Origin of the sequence: Parahoeflea alexandrii (assembly GCF_027214025.1) — a bacterium.
In the GTDB taxonomy this organism is placed as follows: Bacteria; Pseudomonadota; Alphaproteobacteria; order Rhizobiales; family Rhizobiaceae; genus Hoeflea; species Hoeflea alexandrii_A.
Genome location: NZ_JAPWHB010000006.1, coordinates 204,115 through 225,030, shown reverse-complemented (window position 1 = coordinate 225,030; position 20,916 = coordinate 204,115). Strand labels below are relative to the sequence as shown.

At 64.5% G+C, this 20,916-nt stretch carries 16 protein-coding genes, 1 tRNA gene and 1 pseudogene; 4 read left to right on the top strand and 14 right to left on the bottom strand.

The features are described 5' to 3' along the window. Positions 1–62: 62 nt before the first annotated feature. The 9 genes and pseudogenes from O4H62_RS20260 to O4H62_RS20220 all read right to left on the bottom strand — a co-directional run bounded on the left by O4H62_RS20260 (position 63) and on the right by O4H62_RS20220 (position 10,694). A complete protein-coding gene (locus tag O4H62_RS20260; protein WP_269390606.1) occupies positions 63–956 on the bottom strand; it encodes an SDR family NAD(P)-dependent oxidoreductase in 894 nt (297 codons plus the stop codon). 40 nt (positions 957–996) lie between these two features. After that, positions 997–1,363: pseudogene (locus tag O4H62_RS20255) on the bottom strand (hypothetical protein). Between the two features lie 19 nt (positions 1,364–1,382). Further along, complete coding sequence (locus tag O4H62_RS20250; protein ID WP_269390603.1) at positions 1,383–2,987, bottom strand: carboxylesterase/lipase family protein; 1,605 nt, start codon at positions 2,985–2,987, stop codon at positions 1,383–1,385. Then, the gene (locus tag O4H62_RS20245; protein WP_269390601.1) at positions 2,971–4,467 is read right to left on the bottom strand and encodes a sugar ABC transporter ATP-binding protein; all 1,497 of its coding nucleotides are present in this window, start codon (positions 4,465–4,467) and stop codon (positions 2,971–2,973) included. The genes O4H62_RS20250 and O4H62_RS20245 overlap by 17 nt, the downstream gene beginning before the upstream one ends. Beyond that, on the bottom strand, positions 4,464–5,507 hold the full coding sequence (locus O4H62_RS20240) for a hypothetical protein (RefSeq protein WP_269390600.1): 1,044 nt from the start codon (positions 5,505–5,507) through the stop codon (positions 4,464–4,466). Before O4H62_RS20240 ends, O4H62_RS20245 begins: the two co-directional genes overlap by 4 nt. Before the next feature lie 2 nt (positions 5,508–5,509). Further along, positions 5,510–7,639 carry an ABC transporter permease gene (locus O4H62_RS20235; RefSeq protein ID WP_269390599.1) on the bottom strand — a complete coding sequence of 710 codons (2,130 nt, stop codon included), beginning with the start codon at positions 7,637–7,639 and terminating at the stop codon, positions 5,510–5,512. A gap of 77 nt (positions 7,640–7,716) precedes the next feature. Then, positions 7,717–8,706 carry a sugar ABC transporter substrate-binding protein gene (locus O4H62_RS20230; RefSeq protein WP_269390598.1) on the bottom strand — a complete coding sequence of 330 codons (990 nt, stop codon included), beginning with the start codon at positions 8,704–8,706 and terminating at the stop codon, positions 7,717–7,719. A 28-nt stretch (positions 8,707–8,734) separates the two neighbouring features. After that, positions 8,735–9,742: an ABC transporter permease gene (locus O4H62_RS20225; RefSeq protein WP_269390597.1), complete on the bottom strand. Its 1,008-nt coding sequence runs from the start codon at positions 9,740–9,742 to the stop codon at positions 8,735–8,737. Positions 9,743–9,746: 4 nt separating this feature from the next. Beyond that, positions 9,747–10,694 (bottom strand): 3-keto-5-aminohexanoate cleavage protein, encoded by a 948-nt coding sequence (locus tag O4H62_RS20220; protein WP_269390595.1) that lies wholly within the window; start codon positions 10,692–10,694, stop codon positions 9,747–9,749. Positions 10,695–10,933: 239 nt separating this feature from the next. Here O4H62_RS20220 and O4H62_RS20215 point away from each other — a divergent pair, with 239 nt between their 5' ends. Beyond that, positions 10,934–12,871: a helix-turn-helix domain-containing protein gene (locus O4H62_RS20215; RefSeq protein WP_269390593.1), complete on the top strand. Its 1,938-nt coding sequence runs from the start codon at positions 10,934–10,936 to the stop codon at positions 12,869–12,871. 168 nt (positions 12,872–13,039) lie between these two features. On the opposite strand, the gene O4H62_RS20210 is transcribed toward O4H62_RS20215, so the two are convergent. The 5 genes from O4H62_RS20210 to O4H62_RS20190 all read right to left on the bottom strand — a co-directional run bounded on the left by O4H62_RS20210 (position 13,040) and on the right by O4H62_RS20190 (position 18,109). Then, positions 13,040–13,116, bottom strand: a tRNA-Arg gene (locus tag O4H62_RS20210). 212 nt (positions 13,117–13,328) lie between these two features. Beyond that, positions 13,329–14,807 carry a sensor histidine kinase gene (locus O4H62_RS20205; RefSeq protein ID WP_430538484.1) on the bottom strand — a complete coding sequence of 493 codons (1,479 nt, stop codon included), beginning with the start codon at positions 14,805–14,807 and terminating at the stop codon, positions 13,329–13,331. Between the two features lie 26 nt (positions 14,808–14,833). Next, entirely contained in the window at positions 14,834–16,264 is a 1,431-nt protein-coding gene (locus O4H62_RS20200) for a dihydrolipoyl dehydrogenase family protein (protein WP_269390592.1), read from the bottom strand. 52 nt (positions 16,265–16,316) lie between these two features. Then, positions 16,317–17,096: a TVP38/TMEM64 family protein gene (locus O4H62_RS20195; protein ID WP_269390591.1), complete on the bottom strand. Its 780-nt coding sequence runs from the start codon at positions 17,094–17,096 to the stop codon at positions 16,317–16,319. Positions 17,097–17,299: 203 nt separating this feature from the next. Beyond that, positions 17,300–18,109, bottom strand: a complete 810-nt coding sequence (locus O4H62_RS20190; protein WP_269390590.1) for a DUF547 domain-containing protein — start codon at positions 18,107–18,109, stop codon at positions 17,300–17,302. A 361-nt stretch (positions 18,110–18,470) separates the two neighbouring features. Here O4H62_RS20190 and rpmH point away from each other — a divergent pair, with 361 nt between their 5' ends. From rpmH to yidC, 3 genes are read left to right on the top strand one after another with little or no spacing between them, the layout of a single operon-like run. Further along, complete coding sequence (gene rpmH / locus O4H62_RS20185) at positions 18,471–18,608, top strand: 50S ribosomal protein L34 (protein WP_007199880.1); 138 nt, start codon at positions 18,471–18,473, stop codon at positions 18,606–18,608. A 34-nt stretch (positions 18,609–18,642) separates the two neighbouring features. Next, positions 18,643–19,086, top strand: coding sequence for a ribonuclease P protein component (gene rnpA / locus O4H62_RS20180; protein ID WP_269390589.1), 444 nt, complete (start codon positions 18,643–18,645; stop codon positions 19,084–19,086). Between the two features lie 3 nt (positions 19,087–19,089). Further along, positions 19,090–20,910: a membrane protein insertase YidC gene (yidC, locus tag O4H62_RS20175; RefSeq protein WP_269390588.1), complete on the top strand. Its 1,821-nt coding sequence runs from the start codon at positions 19,090–19,092 to the stop codon at positions 20,908–20,910. The last annotated feature ends 6 nt before the right edge of the window (positions 20,911–20,916 follow it).

Below are 20,916 nucleotides of genomic sequence, written 5' to 3'. Positions count from 1 at the left end.
CAGCGGATCATCCGCTGCCTTCAACTTGGCGTTTCCGCCCTTCAAACCGGCCACACGGCCGGCTATGGCTTCGCCCCGGCCGCCGGGGCATTCTCCCCCGCGCCGGCAAGCTCTTGTTCGGACTGCGCGAAACAGTTCTCCGGGACCGTTTCCCCGGTCCGGTCGCCGATCCTCTCCCAGGCATCCACGACCCGGTGGGCGGCCCCCTCGCCGCTGCCGATATGAATGCCCTTGGTCAGGGTAATGTTGGCCCGCGCGAAATGCCCGGCGCCGGCGCACAGGATCGCCCGCGTCGGCGCGTCGGCGCCGACCAGCGCCAGCAACCCCTCCGAGACGAAATCCGGCGAGAGATCCCGCATCGCATCGGGCGACAGCACGCCTTCCGTCATCTGCGTCGCCGCCGTCGGCGCCAGGCAATTGACCCGGATGTCGTACTTGCGGCCCTCGATTGCCAGCGTCTGCATCAGGCCTACCAGCGCCATCTTCGCCGCGCTGTAATTCGACTGGCCGAAATTGCCGTAAAGGCCGGATGAGGACGTCGTCATGACGATACGGCCGTAGCCCTGGTCGCGCATGATGTCCCAGACGGCCTTGGTGCAGATCACCGAGCCCATGAGGTGGGTCTCTACGACAAGACGGAAATCATCGAGATCCATCTTGGCGAAGGTCTTGTCACGCAGGATGCCGGCATTGTTGACCAGGATGTCGACGCTGCCGAAGACCTTCGTCGCGGCGGCGACCATTTCGCCCATGCGCGCCGGGTCCGTGACCGAGCCGCCGAATGCCAGCGCCTTGCCACCCACAACCTCGATCTCTTGGGCGACGCTGGTCGCATTCTCCGCGCTCATGTCATTGACGACGACGCGGGCGCCAAGCCGGGCGAGCGCCAGCGCGTGGCTTCTGCCCAGCCCCCTGCCGGCGCCGGTGACGATCGCGGTTCGATTGCCCAGTTCCATCACATCCAGTCTCCTTGCCTCATGGGGTTCCACTTGCCCATCAGTGAACCTCGAACAGCCCGGCCGCGCCCATGCCGCCGCCGATGCACATGGTCACCACCACGTATTTCGCGCCGCGGCGGCGGCCTTCGATCAGCGCATGGCCAGTCCATGGTCTGGCCGGAGACGGTCGACGGCGCTCCCGCCGCGAACACCGCGTTGCGCGCCAGATTCATGCCTGCAGTGCCCGCGCCCAGCACTGTGCCGAGCACGAAATCCTCGATCTCGCCGGCATCGATCCCGGCGCGTATTATCGCGTGCCCGAGGACATGCCCGGCAAGCGTCGGCGACTTGATGGCGTTGAGGCTGCCGCGATAGGCCTTGCCGATCCCGGTGCGCGCGGTGCTGACGATGACTGCTTCTCTCATTTTCCTGTCTTTCCTGTCTTCAATTCGAACTCTTCGGAGGAAGCGGCGGCGATGCGATGCCAACATTCCAGTTCCACGGAATGCCACCCGCGGCGCGGCGCCGACGCACCACCTCGTCATGCAAGACGCATGCGCCCGGGAACCGATCCGTACCCGGCTTCGGCGCTTCGTCGAACCGCATCCAAAACGCGCTCTCCGCATGCGCCGGCCACTGCGGCCGGCCGGCCGATGCCGGCACGCCCGAAGCGGCAAAAGATGCCCAATAGTCCATCATTGCATCCGACAGCCCCCGTTCCGCCGCGGTCGCCGGAATTTCGGGCCAGTGCGGCGGCGTCCGGTCCAGCGTGCCGAACATGTAGGGGATCTCGCCTGCGTGAAAGGCGTGAAGTCCGGCCTGCGCGGCCACCGGATAACCGTGATCGAACAGGTAGAGAAAGGCCGGAACGCCAGCCTTCGCCTGGCCGGCTGCCGCCATGCCCGCCGTCCAACCGTAGAGCCCGTCGCGCAGCGCCGCCAGCATGCTCTCCCGCATGTCGCCGGAGGGATAAAGGGCAAGGAACCGGTCCGCCAGGTCGCCGTAGCGGGCCCGGATTTCGCCTTCGTAGGTCTCCGCGCTGTCGGGAGCCGGGGGTATCAGGAAAGGCAGCGACCGGACCTCGCCGCTGTTGAACCCGGCGAGCAACGGCACCGGGGCCTGTTCGCCGCGCTCGAAGGTCTCGACGATCTGGCGCGGCAGCACATGCCCGTCAACGATCCCGCTGGGCATATATCCGGCCTCCAGCGCCGCCGCGGCAAGCTCCGCACTGTCCCTCGACCGCAGCTCCGCGATGGAGCGCGCGCCGAGCGCCGCCAGAAGCCGGACCCCGCGCGCTTCCGCCGGTTCCTCGCCAAAGCGGGACTGCGTGAGCTCCGGCATCGAGACCGCATAGCTGCTTTGCGCGATCGCCTTGTGGAACAGGCCGCGCGCGCGCGGCGCGCACATCAGGTACAGCACGCTCAGCGCGCCCGCGGATTCGCCCGCGAGCGTGACATTGTCCGGATCACCGCCGAAGCTGGCGATATTGTCCCGCACCCATTCGAGTGCGGCGATCTGGTCGAGCAGCCCGTAATTGCCCGAAACGCCGTCGGCAGACTCCGCGCTGAGTTCCGGGTGGGCGAGATACCCGAAAACGCCGAGCCGGTAATTAATCGAGACGACCACGACTGCTCGGCTGGCCAGGTGCATGCCGTCATAAAGCGGCTCCGAACTGCCACCCCAGATCAGCGAGCCGCCATGCAGCCAGACGAGCACAGGCATGGCTTTGGCGTCGTCCGGAGCCCAGACATTGAGAGTGAGGCAGTCCTCGCCCATCCCCGCCATGTCGCCCGCATAAATGCTCCCGCGCCGCCGCGGCGGCTGCGGGCAGGCACGACCGAAATCCGCCGCCTCGCGGATACCGGACCATTGCGGATGCGGCCGCGGCGGCATCCATCGGTTCGCACCCGCGGGCGGCAGCGCGTAGGCGATGCCCTTGAAGACACGGATCCCGTCACGCGCCGTACCGCAGAGCGCGCCGGCGGGGCAGCGGACCAGGGGCCTGTCTGCCCCGTCTTTCAGCACGGCCGTGTCAGTGGATCGCGGCATGGAGTATTCTTTCCGCTGTTGCTTCGTTGCGGGCGAATTCGGCGACGATCGTGCCGCTTTTGGCGACGAGAATGCGGTCCGACAAATCCAGGATTTCCGGCAGGTAGGACGAGATCAGGATAACGCCGGCGCCGCTTTCGGCAAAGTTGCGGACGATCTGGCGGATTTCCGCGATCGCCCCGACATCGACACCTCGCGTCGGCTCGTCGAAGATCACCAGCTTCGGCTCCTGTGCCAGCGACTTGGCGATCACCACCTTCTGCTGGTTGCCGCCCGAAAGATGAAGCACCAGCTGGTCGACGTCGGTGCAGCGGATCGACAGCCGCTTTTCCCAGTCCTGCGAAATCTGCCGCATCCGGCTGAGCGGCGCCAGCCGGCGGCGGCGTCCGAACTTGGCGAGCCAGCCGAGTCCGATATTGTCGGCGATGCTCATTGTCTCGAAGAAACCGTCGAATTTCCGATCCTCGCTGACATAGGCGATGCCGTCGGCAATCGCCTGCGCGGGCACGTTGTAACGCACCTCGCGCCCTTCGAACCAGATCCGTCCGCCGCCGAAATTGCGCTTGGTGTGGCCCATGATCACCTTGGCGACCTCGCTGCGGCCGGAGCCGATCAGCCCCGCGATACCGGTGACCTGCCCTGGAAATACCGAGAAGGACATGTTGTTGACCATGCTGCCCATGCGGATGTTTTCCACCCGCAGCACCGGCAGCGCCGAGTGCACGGCCCGCACCGCCTTCGCCGCGCTCGTATCCTGCTTGAGTTCCGAGCCGATCATCGAGCTGATCAGCCGGTTGCGGTCGAAGTCCCGCGCCGGTCCTGTCACCGTCAGGCGACCGTTGCGCAGCACCGAGATCCGGTCGGCGTGGTTGAGCGCCTCCTCCAACGCGTGGCTGATGAAGATCATCGCCACGCCGCTGCGCTGCAGCGACTTCATCAGATCGAACAGGTGATCGGTCTCTTCGGGCGTCAGCGCGGCGGTCGGCTCGTCCAGAATGATCACCCGCGCCTCGTTGAGCACGGCACGCGCGATTTCCACCATCTGCCGCTTGGCGGTCGACAACGAACCGGCAAGCTGTGACGGGTCGACCTTGAAGTTCAGCCGCTGCAAAACCTGGCGCGCGGCATTGCGCACCTTGCGCACCGAGTTGAACATGCGCTCGCGGCCGAGCACCATGTTCTGCGCCACGGTCAATTGCGGCACCAGGCTGGTCTCCTGGTAAACCATGGAAATGCCGAGCCGGCTGGCGTCCTTCGGCGCCGACAGGGTGACCTGCCTGCCGTCGATCCACACCGCGCCGGCGGTTGGCGCGATGACACCGGCGATCAGTTTGCACAGTGTCGATTTGCCCGCCCCGTTCTCTCCGGCCAGCGCGTGAATCTCGCCCGGAAACAGCTCGAAATCGGCCTCCTCCAGCGCGTTGATGCCGCCATAGCTCTTGGCCACCTTCTCAAGGCGGATGATCGGATCGGCGCTCATTGGACCGTGCCCCCCGCACCGATGCGCAGCACTTCGCCGCTGGCCCGGCTGACGGCAATGATGTCGCCGTTCCAGCACACCGCGTCACTGATCGCATGGCGCAGGCCGTTGGCGCGCGAATGGGCAGACGCGGTCGGGACAAGCCGCTCGTCGGTCTCGATCACCAGCCCGTAGGAAAACGACGGCGCCCACGGCTTGATCTCGCCGAACAGCCGCGTCGCGCCGGCCTCGATCGGGAAATCATGGCTGAACTCCGGATGCATCCGCGGCGAAATCCAGTAGCGGGGCTCGATCGATTGTTTCATCTCGGCGACGAAGTCCCTCTCGGTCTTGAGGAACTCGATCAGCGGGTCGCGGCGGGCCAGGCAGGCGATCAGGTAGCCGGTGTCCGTCCTTCGGATGCGGCCGGGATAGGCGGGATAGCCGGATTGCCTGAGCTGGCCGGAAAGCTCGGCGACCGCCGCCCTTTCGAACAGCGTCACCAGCGGCGCGCCGGAGCCATCGAGCGCGATCCCGGTCGGGCAATGCAGCCCGGACGCGAGCTGCCGCGTTGCGCCGTCCCTGCGCACCGAGGTGACGCTGCCCCGCGCCCGGTCGTCCCACGGCGCCCGCGCGAACATGTCGTCGCCAGGCCCGTAGCCGCTGTCAACGGCCGCTACGGCGCCATCCGGCAGGAAGGCGAGATCGGCAATGGCCGCCGGACCGGCAGCTGGCGCCGTCCATCCAGCCGCGGCGCCATTGCGGTCACACACTGCGAGACCGCCACCAGCGAGGCCGACGGCGACCAGGCCGTCCGGTCCGCCACCGATCGCGGTGACCGTGTCATCGAACACCGCCCACGGCGTCGGCCGGGCGTCCCAGGCCTCGATCGCCAGCACCGCGCTCCCCGAGCTGAACAGCAGCCCCAGCCCCTCGATCACGCACACGGCGTTGGGTGCATCCACCGCGATGCCCGCCGCATCGTCAAGCCGCGTATTGGGTCCGAGCACGCCTTCCAGCGTCATCGCCGGCGGGTCGCTCCGTCGGGTCGCAAACAGCATCGCTATCCCTCCCCCCAGTAGCTTTTCGGGCCCGTCCAGCCGTTGTCGGCGTTCTCCAGTCGCAGCCGACCGATCTTGTTGTTGGTGACGCCGCCCATGAAGAGCGATCCCTCGTGCTCGCGCATCGAGGTGATCATGTAGAGCGGACCGCCCGGCGCGTCCCACAGTGCGTCGGCGATCCTGCCGTCGCCATCGAGCTTCAGGACGCCGCCGATGTTGAGATTGCCGAACAGCCAATTGGTCGGCGGCACCCGTCGCGTCATCCGCCGCCGCAACGCCGGATATTTCATCGACTGGTCGATGATCGGGTTGCGCATGCCGGCGAGCGCCACCCAGTAGCCGCCGTCCGATGCCCGGTTGATGTTGTCGGGATAGCCAGGCAGCCCGCTCAGAAACACGCGCGGGCCGGCGGCGGCATTGGCAAGGTCGAAGATCAGGATCGAGCAGCTCCAGGTGCTCGCGACCAGCAGGAACTTGCCGTCATGCGTCACGCAGACGCCGTTGGGAAAGACCAGGTTGTCGCAGACCGTTCGCGTTTTCCGCGTCCTCGGATCGTAGCTGAGCAGCCGCCCGTTGGGACGCCCCTCGAGCAGGTCCAGTCCCCAGTTCTCGATGTCGTAGCGCTTGGTGGCGTCGGTGAAATAGATGGTTCCGTCCGGCGCGATGTCGAGGTCGTCGGCCATCCGGATCGTGGTGTCGTCCTGCACGCTCAACAGGCTGCGCCCGGTCTGGTCGGTAAGAAGCTCAACCGCACCGTCCATCGTCACCCTGAGCAGGCCCATGCCGGCGACGCAGGTGACGATCCGGCCCTCCGGATCGAAGGCCAGACCGAGCGGCCGTCCGCCGATCTTGGCGACCACCTCGACCCGCGAATAGTCCGGCGGTCGCAGCCGCAGCAGACGCCCGTCGCGGTTGCCGCAATAAAGATTGCCGTCGGCGTCGAGGATGACGTCCTCCGGACCGTCGAGCTTGCCCGGCGCGAGGATCTCGGCCTCGCGCAGTTTCGGCCGGATCTCGTGCGGCATCAGGCCGTCCATGCCCTTGACCCCGTCGATGTCGACGCGCACCGGATCGAGGTAGGTTGATGCCAGCAGCCGGTGACGGTTCTTGCGGAACTTCACGTCGGCGGCGAGGATCACGATCAGGATCGCACCCATGCTGAGTTGGACGAAATCGCCCCGGTAGCCGGCGTTGATCATCGCATTGTTGAATAGATAGACCGTCGCGAAGCCGACCAGCACCGAGAGCACCGCGCCGCGGCCGGGCACGAAGCCGCCGAGGCCGACGACCAGCGCGGTCAGCGCGAAGAACTCCATGCCGACGCCGGTGTCAGAGCCGACGCTGTTCTGCCGCGCGGCATAAAGAAAGCCGGCAAGCCCCACGACCAGGCCGCCCAGCAGATAGGCCAGGAAGATCGTCAGCTTGACCTGGATGCCGCCGTGACGCGCCGCCTTGCGGTTGCCGCCGACGGCGAGGATGTGCCAGCCGAAGCGCGACTGGCGGAACATGACGAAGACACAGGCGGCCACGATCAGCAGCGCCCAGAATCCGACAGGCAGCCCGAGCCACCGTTCGAAGCCGATCCAGTCCCACAGATCGTCCACCCGCGCGCTGGTCGAGATTTCCACCAGCCGCGCTTGCGAAGCCAGGGTGTAGAGCCCGCGCACGGTGATCATGGTTCCGAGCGTCGCCAGCAGCGCACCGCAACCGATCAGGCCAGCCAGCACGCCGTTGACCGCGCCGGTCAGCCCGCCGGCTGCAAGGCTTGCCGCGAGGATAACGGGCGTCGGCAGGCCGAGAATGTGAAAGCAGTAGAGCGCCACGAACGCCGACATGGCAAAGTTCGAGCCCACCGACAGGTCGATGCCGCCCACCGCGACGACGATCAGCAACGCCAGCACCAGCAGACCGCCGTCGGTCGCGTATTGCGCCAGGTTCAGAAGGTTAGTCGCGCCGAAATAGTCCCGCGTGGTCAGCATTATGCCGCCAGCCACCAGCACGAAAGCGATGAACGGGATCGCATTTTCCACCCATCCCTTCGACAGCAGGTCGGCCAGGATCCGCCGCGGCGAAACCACGACGAGCGGCACCGGCTGCTTGGGCAGGCTGGAAAAGGTGAAGGAACCAGGCATGACGCTCGCAATTGTTGGGGGTGGAGCTCCGCGGCGGGCCGCGGAGCCGTTTTCCTGGACGCCGGGCGCCCGGCCGGTCACATCTTCCAGCACAGGCCCGGATCGTAGGTTTCGCCGGCCTTGATGATCTTCATCGGCGATTCGATCGTCAGCATCGAACCGTCCGAGGCCGCCGCTCCCTGCAGCATAAGGTCGATCACGGTGCCGGCGTCGCGGCCCTGGCCGTCGGCGTCATAGCTCCAGATCCGGTCCTGGATGCCGTCCTCGACGGCCTTGCACGCCACCTCGCCGCCGCCGCCGGTCGAATAGACCAGAACGCCATCGGCCTTGCCGGCGTCCTTGACAGCGTTGCCGGCACCCATGGTGTGAACGTCCCAGTGGCCGAAGATCGCGCAGAGATCCGGGTGTTGCTGCAGCACCGTCGCGGTAATCTGGCGGGCCTTTTCCGGCTCCCAGTCCGAGGCCTGGTTGGATACCACCTGGATCTCCGGATGCGCGTCGAACACCTTGAACGCGGCATCGTTCATCATCACGCTGTCGGCCGCGGTGAGCTGGCCGGGGATGATCGCCACCTTGCCCGACTTGCCGCTGCCTTCGCCGCATTCCTTGACGATGTCCTCGGCGATTTCCCGGCCGATCCGCTCCCAGTTGGCGCCGACAAAGGCCGTCGACAGCTGGTTGGACTGCAGATTGATCTGCAGCACTTTGATGCCCTGGGATTCGGCTTGCTTGATCTGTCGCGCCAGCAGCTGGACCGTCGGATTGTGCACGACCAGCACGTCGGGCTTGTCGCTGATCGCCTTGGCCAGCAGCTCCGCCATCACGCCCGTGTTGAAGGCGGCGTCGCGGATCTCCAGCGTGTAGCCGTAGATATCGGCATGCTGCTTCATCCGCCGCGCCCAGCCCTCCGTGAGCGAAATACCCATCGAGATCGGCACGAAGATCACCTTCTTGCCGGCGATGTCGGACTCCGCCTGCGCCGTTGGCGCGAAGCCGGTGGCGATGCACATGCCGATAGCGGCTGCGGCGATGGCGCGTCCCGTTTCCATTCCAAGCCTGAACATCATTTTCTCCTCCTGTGTTGCTTGTGTCTTCTCAAAGATCCCCGATTGTGTCGGTCTCGGCGTCGCGCGGGTTGAAGTATTTGTCGGCGACGATCGCGGTCAGCAGCACCAGCCCCTTGATCACGTCCTGCATCTGCGTGGTGACGTTCATGAGCGTCATGCCGTTGCGCAGGACCGCAATCAGCGCGATGCCGATGACGATGTTGCGGATGCCACCATGCCCGCCGCGCAACGGAATGCCGCCGAGCACGACCACCAAAATGACGTCAAACAGCAGCGTTCCATTGGTGACGGTGCGGAAGTCCACAGTGCCGCTCGCCGCGGACATGACGAGGCCGGCAAGCAGCGCCGTCAGCGCGGCAAAGACATAGACGACGATGGTCGTCGTGCGCACCGGCAGACCCGTGAGCCTCGCGGCCTGAAAATTGTCGCCCATCGCCTGGATGGTCCTGCCGGCGGTCGAATAGCGCATCAGGATCCAGCTGGCCGCCACGGTCACGAGCATCAGCACCACCGGGGTCGGGACGCCCGGCATCAGTTCGCCTGACAGGAACACCACCGCAGGGTTGGATTTCGGCAACAGCAGCAGGTACTCGCCGCGCAGGATGGCGAAGCGGAACAGCCCGGTGATGAACATCGCCGAGGCGAGTGTCGCCAGAAGTGCGGGGATCTCGACATAGGCGATCAGCCATGCGTTCGCCAGGCCGATGGCGATCATGACTGCGATCGTCACGAGAAGCGCGACCGGGGCCGGGACGCCGGCGGCAATCAATGTGCTGAAGGTGGTCGCGCCGGCGATCATCGCCGCGATCAGCGACAGGTCAAGCCCGCGCGAGATGATCACCACCGCCATGCCGCAGCTCAGGATCACCAGCGATGCCGAATTCGACAGCATGACCCCGAGGTTACCGGCCGTGGCGAAGCCGTCGACCGCGACCGAGAAGATGATGATGAGCGCCGCTGCGGCACCCACCACGATCATCTCCAGCAGCCTGCCGCGCGGCCCAGGCACGCCCGCTCTTGCCACAACCTCAGCCATGGGGTCAGGCCTCCCCTGTCATTCGTTCCGGGTTCGCGGACCGGTGTGCCCCCAGGATTTCCCGTGCCTCGCTGGCGCTCGCGACAGCGAACGAAAGATCCTCCAGGATGCGGCGGATTTTCAGCACTTGCGCGGCGCAGGACTCGGCGAGCAGGCCCTTGCCCAGATACAGGCTGTCGGCCAGCCCGACACGGACATGTCCGCCGGCGATCGCCGCGAGCGCCGCCAACGGGATCTGCCGCCTGCCATGGGCGGCGACGGAAAACGCGTAATTCTCGCGGCCGAACAGCCGGTCGGCCGTGCTCCGCATCAGCGAGACGTTCTCCGGGTCGGAGCCAAGGCCGCCGACCATCCCGATATGGAACTGGATGAAGAACGGCCCGCTCGCCAGCCCTTCTTCGGCGCAATAGGCAAGGTTGTAGAGATGGCTCGGATCGTGACACTCATAGAGAAAGGGCGCGCCGCGACCGTCGCTGACCGGTCGCGCGAGAATGGCCTTGATGGCGCCGAGCGTGTTGCCCAGAAACAGGTTTTCCGACTCGTCGACGAAACTTTTCTCCCAGTCGAATTTCCAGTCCGAGATGCCGCGGAAAGCCTTGCGGTAGGAGTGGCTGACCGCGCCCATGCTGAGGGTCTGGATGTCCCCTGCCGGCTCGCCCGCAGGCGCTGCGATGATCGCGTCGGTCTGCTGGCGGATCGACGCGGCGATCCCCTCGAGGATGCCCGTGCTCGGCGCCGGGCTTCCGTCGGCCGGGTTGCGCGCGTCGAGATGCAGCACGGCGGCGCCCGCCCGTGCCGCCTCCACGGCCTGCTCTGCGATCCGCTCCGGCGTAAAGGGCAGAAAGTCCGACATGGACGGGGTGTGTGCGCGCCCTGTCACGGCGCAGGAAATGATGACCTTGCGCGCCCCACCCGTCATGGCGCTGACCGGCGGCCGGACAAAACGCGCCACGGCATCTTCACGGCCAAGCCGACATCATTCCGGGATCCGGACGCAGGCACTCCTGCCTCCGGGCAACGCGACCCATCGACGCTTTTCATGATTTCCTCCCACGGACTGCCCTCTTCTGCAGGCCCGCTGAAAAGACGCTAGTCGGTCAGAAATGGCTTAGCTATGTGGATAATGTCCATAAAATCAAAAATTATATGTATTATCCAAACTAGCGGAGGCAAACTGGGAGGATGGGAGTGATGGACGACATGTTTCGCGCGACGGTAGAGCTGCTGGTCAAGATCGGCCATGACGCCGCCGAACCGGAAATCGAGGCCTTGCTCGGCGAGATCGCCGCTGCTGCCGCGCGCGCCGGCCGCGCCCACGACTTCGGCGCGCTGCAGTCGGCTCTCGCCCTGATCCGGCAGTCGCTGCGCGACAGCGTGCTGTCGGAGAAGGGCTTGAGCCTCTTCATCGACACCACGCACGACCTGTCCAAGACACTCGAACTCAAAGGCCTGTTCCGGACCATCGTCAGCCGCGCGCGCAACCTCGTCGGCGCCAATCTCGCCTGGGTGACGATCCTCGACGACGAGGTCGGGATCTTTCGCACCGTCGCCGCCGAAGGCCACCTGTCGCCGATGACCCCGCAGATGACCAGCCGCTTCGAATACGGCGCAGTCAGCCTGATCATGGAGACCAAGACCTTCTTCGACACCCAGGACTATCTCAACGACAAACGTTTCCGCCACCTGCCGGAACTCGACCGAACCTTCGAGACCGAGAACATCGTGTCACTCGCCGGGTTCCCGATCCTGTCCGACGGCGAGGTGCACGGCTTTCTTTTCATCGCCGACCGCTACGCCCGCAAGCTCAGCGGGCGCGAGATCTCCGTGCTCGGCTCCTTCGCGCTGCATGCCGGCATCGCCATGCGCAACGCCAACGCCTTCCGGCTTCTGTCGGAAGCGCTCAACGAGGCCCAGCGAAACCGCAATGCGCTGATCGAGCACATCCAGCATGTCGAAGCCTCGGCGGCGGCCCATGACGAAATGACCTCGCTGCTCGCCTCGGGCGGCGAGATGCAGAAATTTCTGCAACGCGTGGCCAATCAGATCGGCGGCGCGGTCTTCCTCCTTGTCGACGATCTCAACGTCGCCGACGAATTCGTCGCCACCGCCTATCGCGGCCGGATAGCCGGCGACATCCGGGCCGGGGATCTGGATGTCGCCCCGCTTATTACGGCGCTGTCACAGTCGCGCCACACCGGCCGGTCGGTGATCGTGACCACCACGCAGGAAGAACAGTGCCGGGTTATTGCCCTGCATGGCGGCGGCGGCCGCGGCCGCGGCGAATGTCTCGTCATCTGCCACGAGGGCGAGCTCGACCCCATCGAGATCCGCAACCTGGAACGCAGCGCCGTGGCCCTGTCAATCGCCCGGCTGTGGAACGAGAAGCATGAAACCGAAAAGCTGATCGCCTCGTCGACGCTGCTGCGTCATCTGGTTCTGGTCACGCCGCCTGATCCGTCGACGCTGTCGGCGGTGCGCGAGCGGCTCGGCCTGCACGCCGACAAGCCCGTGGTGCTCGCGCTGATCGCCGTCGCCGGTCTCGACCGCGCCTCCCAGACCACTGTGATCCGCGAGGCGGCGAGGCGGTCCAATGTCCTTGTCGACCTGTTTGACGACGCCTATGTCGGCTTCGGCGCGCGTGACGCGGTGGACGAATTCCTGCATCACCTGACGGCAGGCGGCAAGGACTGGCAGGTCGGCGGAATCGTTTCAGGCCCGCTTCTCGATCTCTCGGAGATCTCGGCCGAATACGTCCGCGTGAACCGCGCGCTGCAGGTCGTCCGCAAGATCAGGCCGCTGCACCGTTTCATCGCCTGTTCGGACCTGGACTTCATAGCCAAATTGTTCGAGACCGGAGACACCGCACGGCTCGCGCGCTACATGCAGGATGTGCTGAGCCCGATCGCGGCCAGGGCGCCGCGCCAGAGCGCGGAGCTGAAGAAAACCCTGCTGTGCTACCTTGAGAGCCAGTACAGCATCAGCAAGACCGCGGCAGCACTCGGCGTGCATGTCAACACCGTCCGCCAGCGGCTCGACTCGCTGCAGCAATTGACAGGCGGCTGGGACGATCCGGCCAGGGCGCTGGAGATGCATATAGCCCTCAGACTCGAAGCGCTCTTTGCCGACTGAAGCACGCCGCGACACCGGAATGCGTGAGCATGGGTTTGGCCGCGCCGCATTCGACAAAGCATGGGCAAACGCCGTCACGGCGACCGGAGCGGAGGACTCGTCGATGGCTGGACGATAAGGGAAGCCGCCTACCCAATCTCGGGCAGCTCATCATGCATGCAGAACAAATGGCGCGCCCGAAAGGATTCGAACCTCTGACCCCCAGATTCGTAGTCTGGTGCTCTATCCAGCTGAGCTACGGGCGCGCGCTGCAGGTGTCTTTCGCCTGCGAGGCGTTCTCCTAAAACGGACTGCGGGGGATTGCAAGCGGATTTGGCGAAAAAAGCGATTGTCGCACAATTGTCGCACGGCCGGCAAAAACCGGACCCGCATCCGGTGGTCTTCCAGAGCATCACGCAGTCATCCGCGCCACCCTGCCGCTGCCGCCGGCGGACCGTCTCCGGCCCGCCGGCGGGACTCAGGCCCTTGCGCGATATCCGTCGAGCGGCACCGGCTGATCGGGCAGTTCGATGCAGAAGGACGTGCCCTGCGAAACCGCCTCGTCGAGGGCAATCGAGCCACCATGGGCAAGCACCAGCTCGCGGGCAATCGCCAGCCCGAGACCGGTGCCGCCGGAGCGGGCCGAGCCGCGGAACGGCTGGAACAGGTTCTCGCGCGCCCTGGCCGGCAGGCCCGGCCCGGTGTCGGTCACCCGGATCTCCACCACCGAACCGGTGCGGCGCGCCGACAGGGTGATGCGGCGGACAAGCACCGGGTCATCCGACGGATCGGCGGCGAAGGCCTGCACGGCGTTGCGCACCAGATTGTAGATCACCCGGAACAGCTGGTCGCTGTCGGCCTCGATCTCGAGGGCCTCATCGATATCAAGCACGTAGTTGATGTCGGCCTCGGTTTCCTCGGCGACGATCTCGGTGACCTCCCGGGCAAGAGCCGCGAAATTGAGGAAACGGCGGCGCGGCTTGGCCTCGCGCGCCTTGCCATAGGCCAGAACCTCGCTGGAATAGCTCACCGCCCGGTCGATGGTGCGCAAGAGCTTGGGCGCGAAGCGCTTGACCATCGGATCGTCGATCATTGCCAGGCGATCGGACATCAGCTGCGCCGAGGTGAGGATGTTGCGCATGTCGTGGTTGATCTTGGAAACGGCGAGACCGAGATCGGCCAGATGGCGCTGCTCCTTGAGCGTCTGCTGAAGCCGCGTCTGCATGTCGGCAAGGTGACCTTCGGCGGCGCTCAGCTCATCGACAGCCGGGCTCGGCACGATGATCTTGCTGGGGTTTTCGGGATCCTCGGCGAAGGCCTTCATGTTCTCGGTCACCCGGTGGACCGGGCGGATCAGCATGCGGGAGATGGAAAAGAACACAAGGCTCGCGGTGATCAGCGAGATCAGCACCGACAGCAGGAACACGTTGCGCCCGTAAATCAGCATGGCATGACGCAGCTGCGTATCCTCGAGCACCAGCTCGATGATCATGCCCGGGTCGTCGGCGACCAGCCCCTCGACGCGGATCACCCGGTCGCCGCCAAACAGTATGGTGTCGAAAGCGTCGCGTACCGCACTGAGCGGCGTGACAGCCGAGAGATCGTAATAATGGGTGACGACCGGAGGCATGTCGGCGCTGGCGATCATGCGCGCAGAGCCGGCCTTGTGCAGCACGATGGCCTTGGTGCCGGTGGCCATCAGGGCGTCGTTCTGGATCGACTGGGGCAGTTCCATCTCGTTGACGCCGTCAATGACAACGGCGGCGGCGGCGGCGGTGTTGAGCCGGTCCTGCAGCCAGCGGACCCTGGTGTTGGCCACCGACGGCACGAAGATCAGCACTTCGGCGATCATCACGAACAGGATGGTCAGCCACAACAGCCGCGAGGAAAGACTCATACCGCGGCGGACATGCACGGCGCAGGCCGGATCGGTTTGCGATGGATCGGTGTCCGCCATGTTCCTGCCCCTGATCTCGATATCCCTTAGCCGAACCGCCTCAAAAAGCGCACGAGCCAGCGCACAAGCGGCTTGCGGGTCAAAGGTGTATAATAGGAAACCGCAGCGCGTTTTCCAATCTCAGCCATCGTCGGATAGGGCGGAACATAGCCGCGCACATCCTTGAGCGTCATCTGGTTGGTGACGGCCAGCGCCCACATGTTGATCATTTCGCCGGCCCCAGCGCCGGCGATGGAGACGCCGAGAATGCGGGCCTTGCGGTCGACCACCAGCTTGATCAGCCCGGTGGTCTTGCGCTCGGCCTGGGCGCGGTCGTTTTCGGCGTAGGGCCAGCGCAGGATCGAGATCCTGCCGCCATGCCGCTTCGCCGCCTCTTCCTCGGTCAGTCCGACATGGGCGAGTTCGGGATCGGTGTAGGTCACCCAGGGAATGATGTCGCGGTTTTCCCTGGCAGGCACACGGAACAGGATCTGCTGCACCACGAGACCGGCATGGTAGCCCGCGACATGGGTGAATTGCAGCCCGCCGGCGACATCGCCGATGGCATAGATGCGCTTGTTGCTTGATCTGAGATTGGCGCCGACCTTGATGCCGCGGCGGTCATGCTCGACACCGGCGGCATCGAGCCCCAGCCCCTCGACATTGGCGAGGCGGCCGACGGCAACCAGCAGATCGGTGCCGTCGACGAAGCCTTCACCGGACTGGGTTTCATAATTGACCCGGATGCCGGTTTTGCCGCGCTTTTCGACCGAGGTCACCTTCGAGCCCTCGTGAATGGTCACGCCTTCGGCCCGGATGTTCTCGAGCACGATCGCGGCGAGCTCCGGATCGTCCTTGCCGAGCGCCTTCATACCCTCGACCACGGTGACCTCGGCGCCAAGCCTGCGGTGCGCCTGCGCCATTTCCATGCCGATCGGACCACCGCCGATGACGATGAGGTGCCTGGGCGCGCGGGTGCGCTCGAACAGGGTTTCATTGGTCAGGTAATCGACCGTATCCAGGCCCGGAATCGGCGGCACGAAGGCCGAAGATCCGGTGGCAATGACATAACGCCGGGCGCGGATCTCGGTGCCGCCGGCCATCAGCGTGGACTTGTCGACAAAGCGGGCCTCGGCCTCGATCACGTTGACGCCCATGGCGCGGAACCGTTCAACGGAATCGTTGGGGGCGATAGCACCGATCACCGAATGGACGTGATCACGGACCTTGCGGAAATTGACCTTGGCCTCGCCCGCCGTCACACCGAATTCAGGCGCTTCGGCAATGGCATGGGCGTGTTTTCCGGCGGCGATCATCGCCTTGGACGGCACACAGCCGTAATTGAGGCAGTCTCCACCCATCTTGCCCTTTTCGACAAGCACCACATCGACGCCGAAGGCGGCGGCGGCGGCGGCGACCGAGAGCCCGCCGGAGCCCCCGCCAATGATGCAGATATCAGGTGTCAATGGGCTGCTCATGGGCTGTCTTCCGTATGCTTTGACCGCTGGCGGGCGATGATTCCGGTTCTTTTCAGGATCGCGCGCGAAACTTGCGCACTATGGTGGGGATTGCCGCGACGATTGCAAGTCCCAGAAATGCGATGGTGATCTCGGGCGTCACAAGGTCTGAAATCGAGATCTCGCGCCCGGCGGCAGCGACAATGACGCTGTCCAGCCCCTGCCCCAGCCATGTGTAAGCAAAGGTACCGGGGATGATGCCGAGGAAGGTCGCGGCGACATAGGTGCGCAGCCTGATGTCGAAAAAGGCCGGTGCGATGTTGATGATGAAGAACGGAAATACCGGGGCCAGGCGCAAGACCAGCAGATAGCTGAACGCATCCTTTGAAAAACCGTCGGCGAGCCTGGCGGCGAAGGGTCCGGCGCGCCTGCGCAGCACATCGCCAAAGGCGGACCTCGCGGCAAGGAAGATGGCGGCGGCGCCGGTGGTGGCGGCAAAGACCGTCAGGGTGCCGGCGATGAACCATCCGAACACGAAGCCCGCGAAGATCGTCAGGATCGAGGCCGCGGGAAAGGCAAAGGCGACGGCCAGTGCATAGAGCACGAAATAGCCCAGGGCCGAAGCAACACGGTGCTCGGCGACGAATTGCTTGAGCGTATCGCGATGCTCGGCCAGAACCGTAAGCGAAATGTAGTCCTGAAGGCCCGCCGCATAGGCGGCCGCCAGACCGGTGGCAATGATCGCCAGCGGCAGATAGCGCCGCCACGCCGGTTTCCTGCCCGCGTCTGGGTCCTGCTCCGCATTGCATGCCATGGCTTTTTCCATCTGCCCTGTCGGGAATTGCGAGGTCATGCCGGATCTCCAGATTGGTTGCAGCCGTTCGGCCGCCGCAGTATCGCTCCGAAGAATGAATAGAAGGATGCGCCTCCCGACGCCAATGACAATCCCTCGCTATTTCCCAAACTCGCGTGAACCCCGAGTACACAAAGCTCACGGCGGCGTGAGGACGGTGTCATCAGCCCTACAGCCGCGCATCCAGTTGAGCGCGACATGCATTAGAGCGCGTTGATGCTCCAGTCGTATTCATAACCTGAAATCGAAGCGGAGGCGATCCGCCCAGCCTTGCCAGGTTCGGCAAGCGACATCCAGTGGTCCTTGAGCCTGCCCTTGCCGCCGAAATCACCGGCATACCAGGAATAGATCGTCGAGGCGGTGATGCGGCCGTTCTCCACTTTGACGCCGCGAGGATGGTGGACATATTCGACGCCGTTCTGGCGGAGAAGGGCGTCGACATTGGCGCCGGTGAAGGCGCGGGCGGCGAGATTGGGGCAGGAATAGGAGGCGCAGTTGAGCCCGTAATGGGACATCGGGTCCTTGAAAAGGGCGCGGACGATCTCGTGCTCGACATCGTCAAGCGACAGCTCGGTGCCGTTGACGCGCATGATCTTCGCTTTCCACGGGCCGGCGCCAAACAGGAAGGAGCCTCCAAGATTGATCTTCTTGATCGAAGTCACCGGATAGGCTTCGGCCACGACCTCAAGTGTCCTGGCGTTGTAGAGGTTGATCCAGTAGGCGTGGGCCTCGTTGCGCGACAACGAGACCGGATCGGCTGCTTCAAGGGAGGCAATGTAGGCGCGCAGCGACCCCAGATTTGCCTTCACGCCGCGATAATCGACCCTGTTGTAGCCCTCGGCGTCCGGCCTGACATGAGCCTTGAGAAGCGCGTCATAGGCGGAATGATCGAAGCCGGCCCCGCCCTTGGGACGAAAGCTGCTCAAGGCGGCGACTGCGGGCAGAGGCCGGAGCGCTGTTGCGGCTGCAAAGCCGAAGGATCCGGCGACAAGGGTACGGCGGTCAAATTTCATGGCTTCTGCTATCCTCGGCTCGATGTGTCTTTGCCTGTCGAACCAGGAATTGGCGCAGGGCGGCGCTCGCGGCAACCGTCGCGCAGGCGATGTCACCGGCTTGTGAACGGACGTGACCGGACTTTCCCGTTCCGGGCCGTTTGAGTGGGGCAAAGGAGCCTGGCAAAGCAGGGCCCCGGCCGCGCGCCGACCGCTGATCCGGCTCAAGGCGAGGCAGTCTGGCTCATTGACTTTTGACCGGGATCGCGCCTATAAGCCGCTCGTCCGTGGAAGCTTCCGGTTTCCGGGAGTGTGTTTTGACGGACTGAACACCCAAACCAAGATGTTCCAAGAAGGGCCGCACACCGCGGTATTAAAATAAATGCCAAAGCGTACTTACCAACCATCCAAGCTTGTTCGCAAGCGGCGTCACGGCTTCCGTGCACGTATGGCTACCAAGGGCGGCCGCAAGGTCATCCAGGCTCGCCGCGCCCGCGGGCGCAATCGTTTGTCGGCTTAAGCGCTGACGACGGCCCGCGAAGGACTACGATCGCGTGGCACAGGACGATACCATCAAGAAACCCGGGCGGCTTAAAAACCGGCCGGATTTCCTCGCCGTGCAGAAGGGAAAACGTCTGCGCGGACCATATTTCTTACTCGAAACCCTCGACCGGGGCGAACCCGACCAGGCCCCGCGCATCGGCTTCACGGTGACGAAAAAGCAGGGAAATTCGGTCGAGCGCAACCGGATGCGCCGACGCCTCAGGGAAGTCGTGCGTCAAATGGCAGGGGTTCCATTCAAGCCCGGACATGACTATGTGGTGGTCGCGCGCAGGGATACGCTGAGCGCGCCGTTTGACGGACTGATCGCCGCGCTCACCGAGCGGGTGAAAGATGCCGACAGACAGAAACGGCCCCAACACACGCGTCCCGAGACCGATCGGCGCACCGGACAACACCAGAACACCAGGCAATCGGCGCCTGAACATCAGGATTGAGTGATGGAAAACAATCGCAATTATTTCGTCGCAATTCTCTTGTCGGTGCTTGTGCTTGTCGCCTGGCAATTCCTCTATGTCAGCCCGAAGATCGAGCGGGAACGCGTGGCCGCCGAAGCACTGCAGGCCCAGCAGGCTGCGCAGGCGCCTGCGGCCGCGACCGGCGATGCCGCGGCTCCAGGCGCGGTGAGTGGATCGGCGCCCGGCGGCGATTCGGCGCTTCCCGGCGCTGCCGTTGCGCCGGCGGGCAGCCTTTCGCGCGAAGACGCCGTCGCCCAGACTGGCCGGATCACCATCGATACCCCGTCGCTTTCCGGGTCCATCAATCTTTCCGGCGCTCGCATCGACGACCTCCTCCTGAAGGAATATCGCGAGACCATAGACCCGGCGAGCGCCAACATCACGTTGTTCAGCCCCGCGGCAATGGCCAATGGTTATTTCGCGGAAGTCGGTTTCATCGCCGATGCGCAATCCGGCCCGGCTCCCGGCCCCAACACCGTCTGGACTGCCGCCCCGGGCCAGACCCTCACTCCAACAACTCCGGTCACGCTGACCTTCGACAATGGCCAGGGCCTGATCTTCACCCGCGTCATCTCCGTTGATGAGCATTACATGTTCAGCTTCGAGGACACGATCGCCAATTCCGGCGACGCGGCCGCATCCGTCGCCGGCTACGGCCGCGTTACCCGGTTCTTCAAGCCCAAGACCCAGGGCATCTACGTGCTGCACGAAGGACTGATCGGTGTGATCGGCGAGGACGGCCTGCAGGAGGTCGATTACTCCGATGTCGAGGACACTCCCGTCATCAGCGTCGCCAAGGCGACCGCGGGCTGGATGGGAATTACCGACAAATACTGGGCTGCCGCGCTTGTGCCGCCACAGGGCGCGGGCTTTGAGACCCGCTTTGCCCATTTCACCGATGGCCGGGCGCGCTACCAGTCCGACTTCAAGACCGACGCAATGGCGATCGCGCCGGGCGGCAGCGTGACATCCAAGACCCTGGTGTTTGCCGGCGCCAAGGAAGTTCCGGTCATTGGCGAATACAAGGATCAGTACAACATTCTCAATTTCGACCTAATGATCGACTGGGGATGGTTCTACTTCCTGACCAAGCCGATGTTCTGGCTGATCGACTATCTCTACAAGATGTTCGGCAATTTCGGTGTTTCGATCCTGGTCACCACCGTGATCGTCAAGCTGATCTTCTTCCCGCTGGCCAACAAGTCCTACGTGTCGATGGCCAACATGAAGAAGGTGCAGCCCAAGCTTGAGGAGCTTAAGGCCAAGCATGGCGACGACAAGATGGCGCTGCAGCAGGGCATGATGGAACTCTACAAGAAAGAGAAGATCAACCCTGTGGCCGGCTGCTGGCCGGTGCTGTTGCAGATCCCGGTGTTCTTCTCGCTCTACAAGGTGCTCTACATCACCATCGAAATGCGCCACGCGCCGTTCTTCGGCTGGATCCAGGACCTTTCGGCGCCGGATCCGACCTCGCTTTTCAACCTGTTCGGCCTGTTGCCCTATGACGTGCCTTCATTCCTGATGATCGGCGTCTGGCCGTTGATCATGGGCATCACCATGTTCATCCAGATGCGCATGAACCCGACCCCTCCGGACCCGACCCAGGCGATGATCTTCACCTGGATGCCGGTTGTCTTCACCTTCATGCTGGCGACCTTCCCGGCCGGTCTGGTGATCTACTGGGCCTGGAACAACACGCTTTCGGTACTCCAGCAGGGCGTGATCATGAAACGCCAGGGCGCGAAGATCGAGTTGTGGGACAATCTCGCAGCCCTGTTCAAGCCCAAAGCCAAGAAAACCTGACCGGCA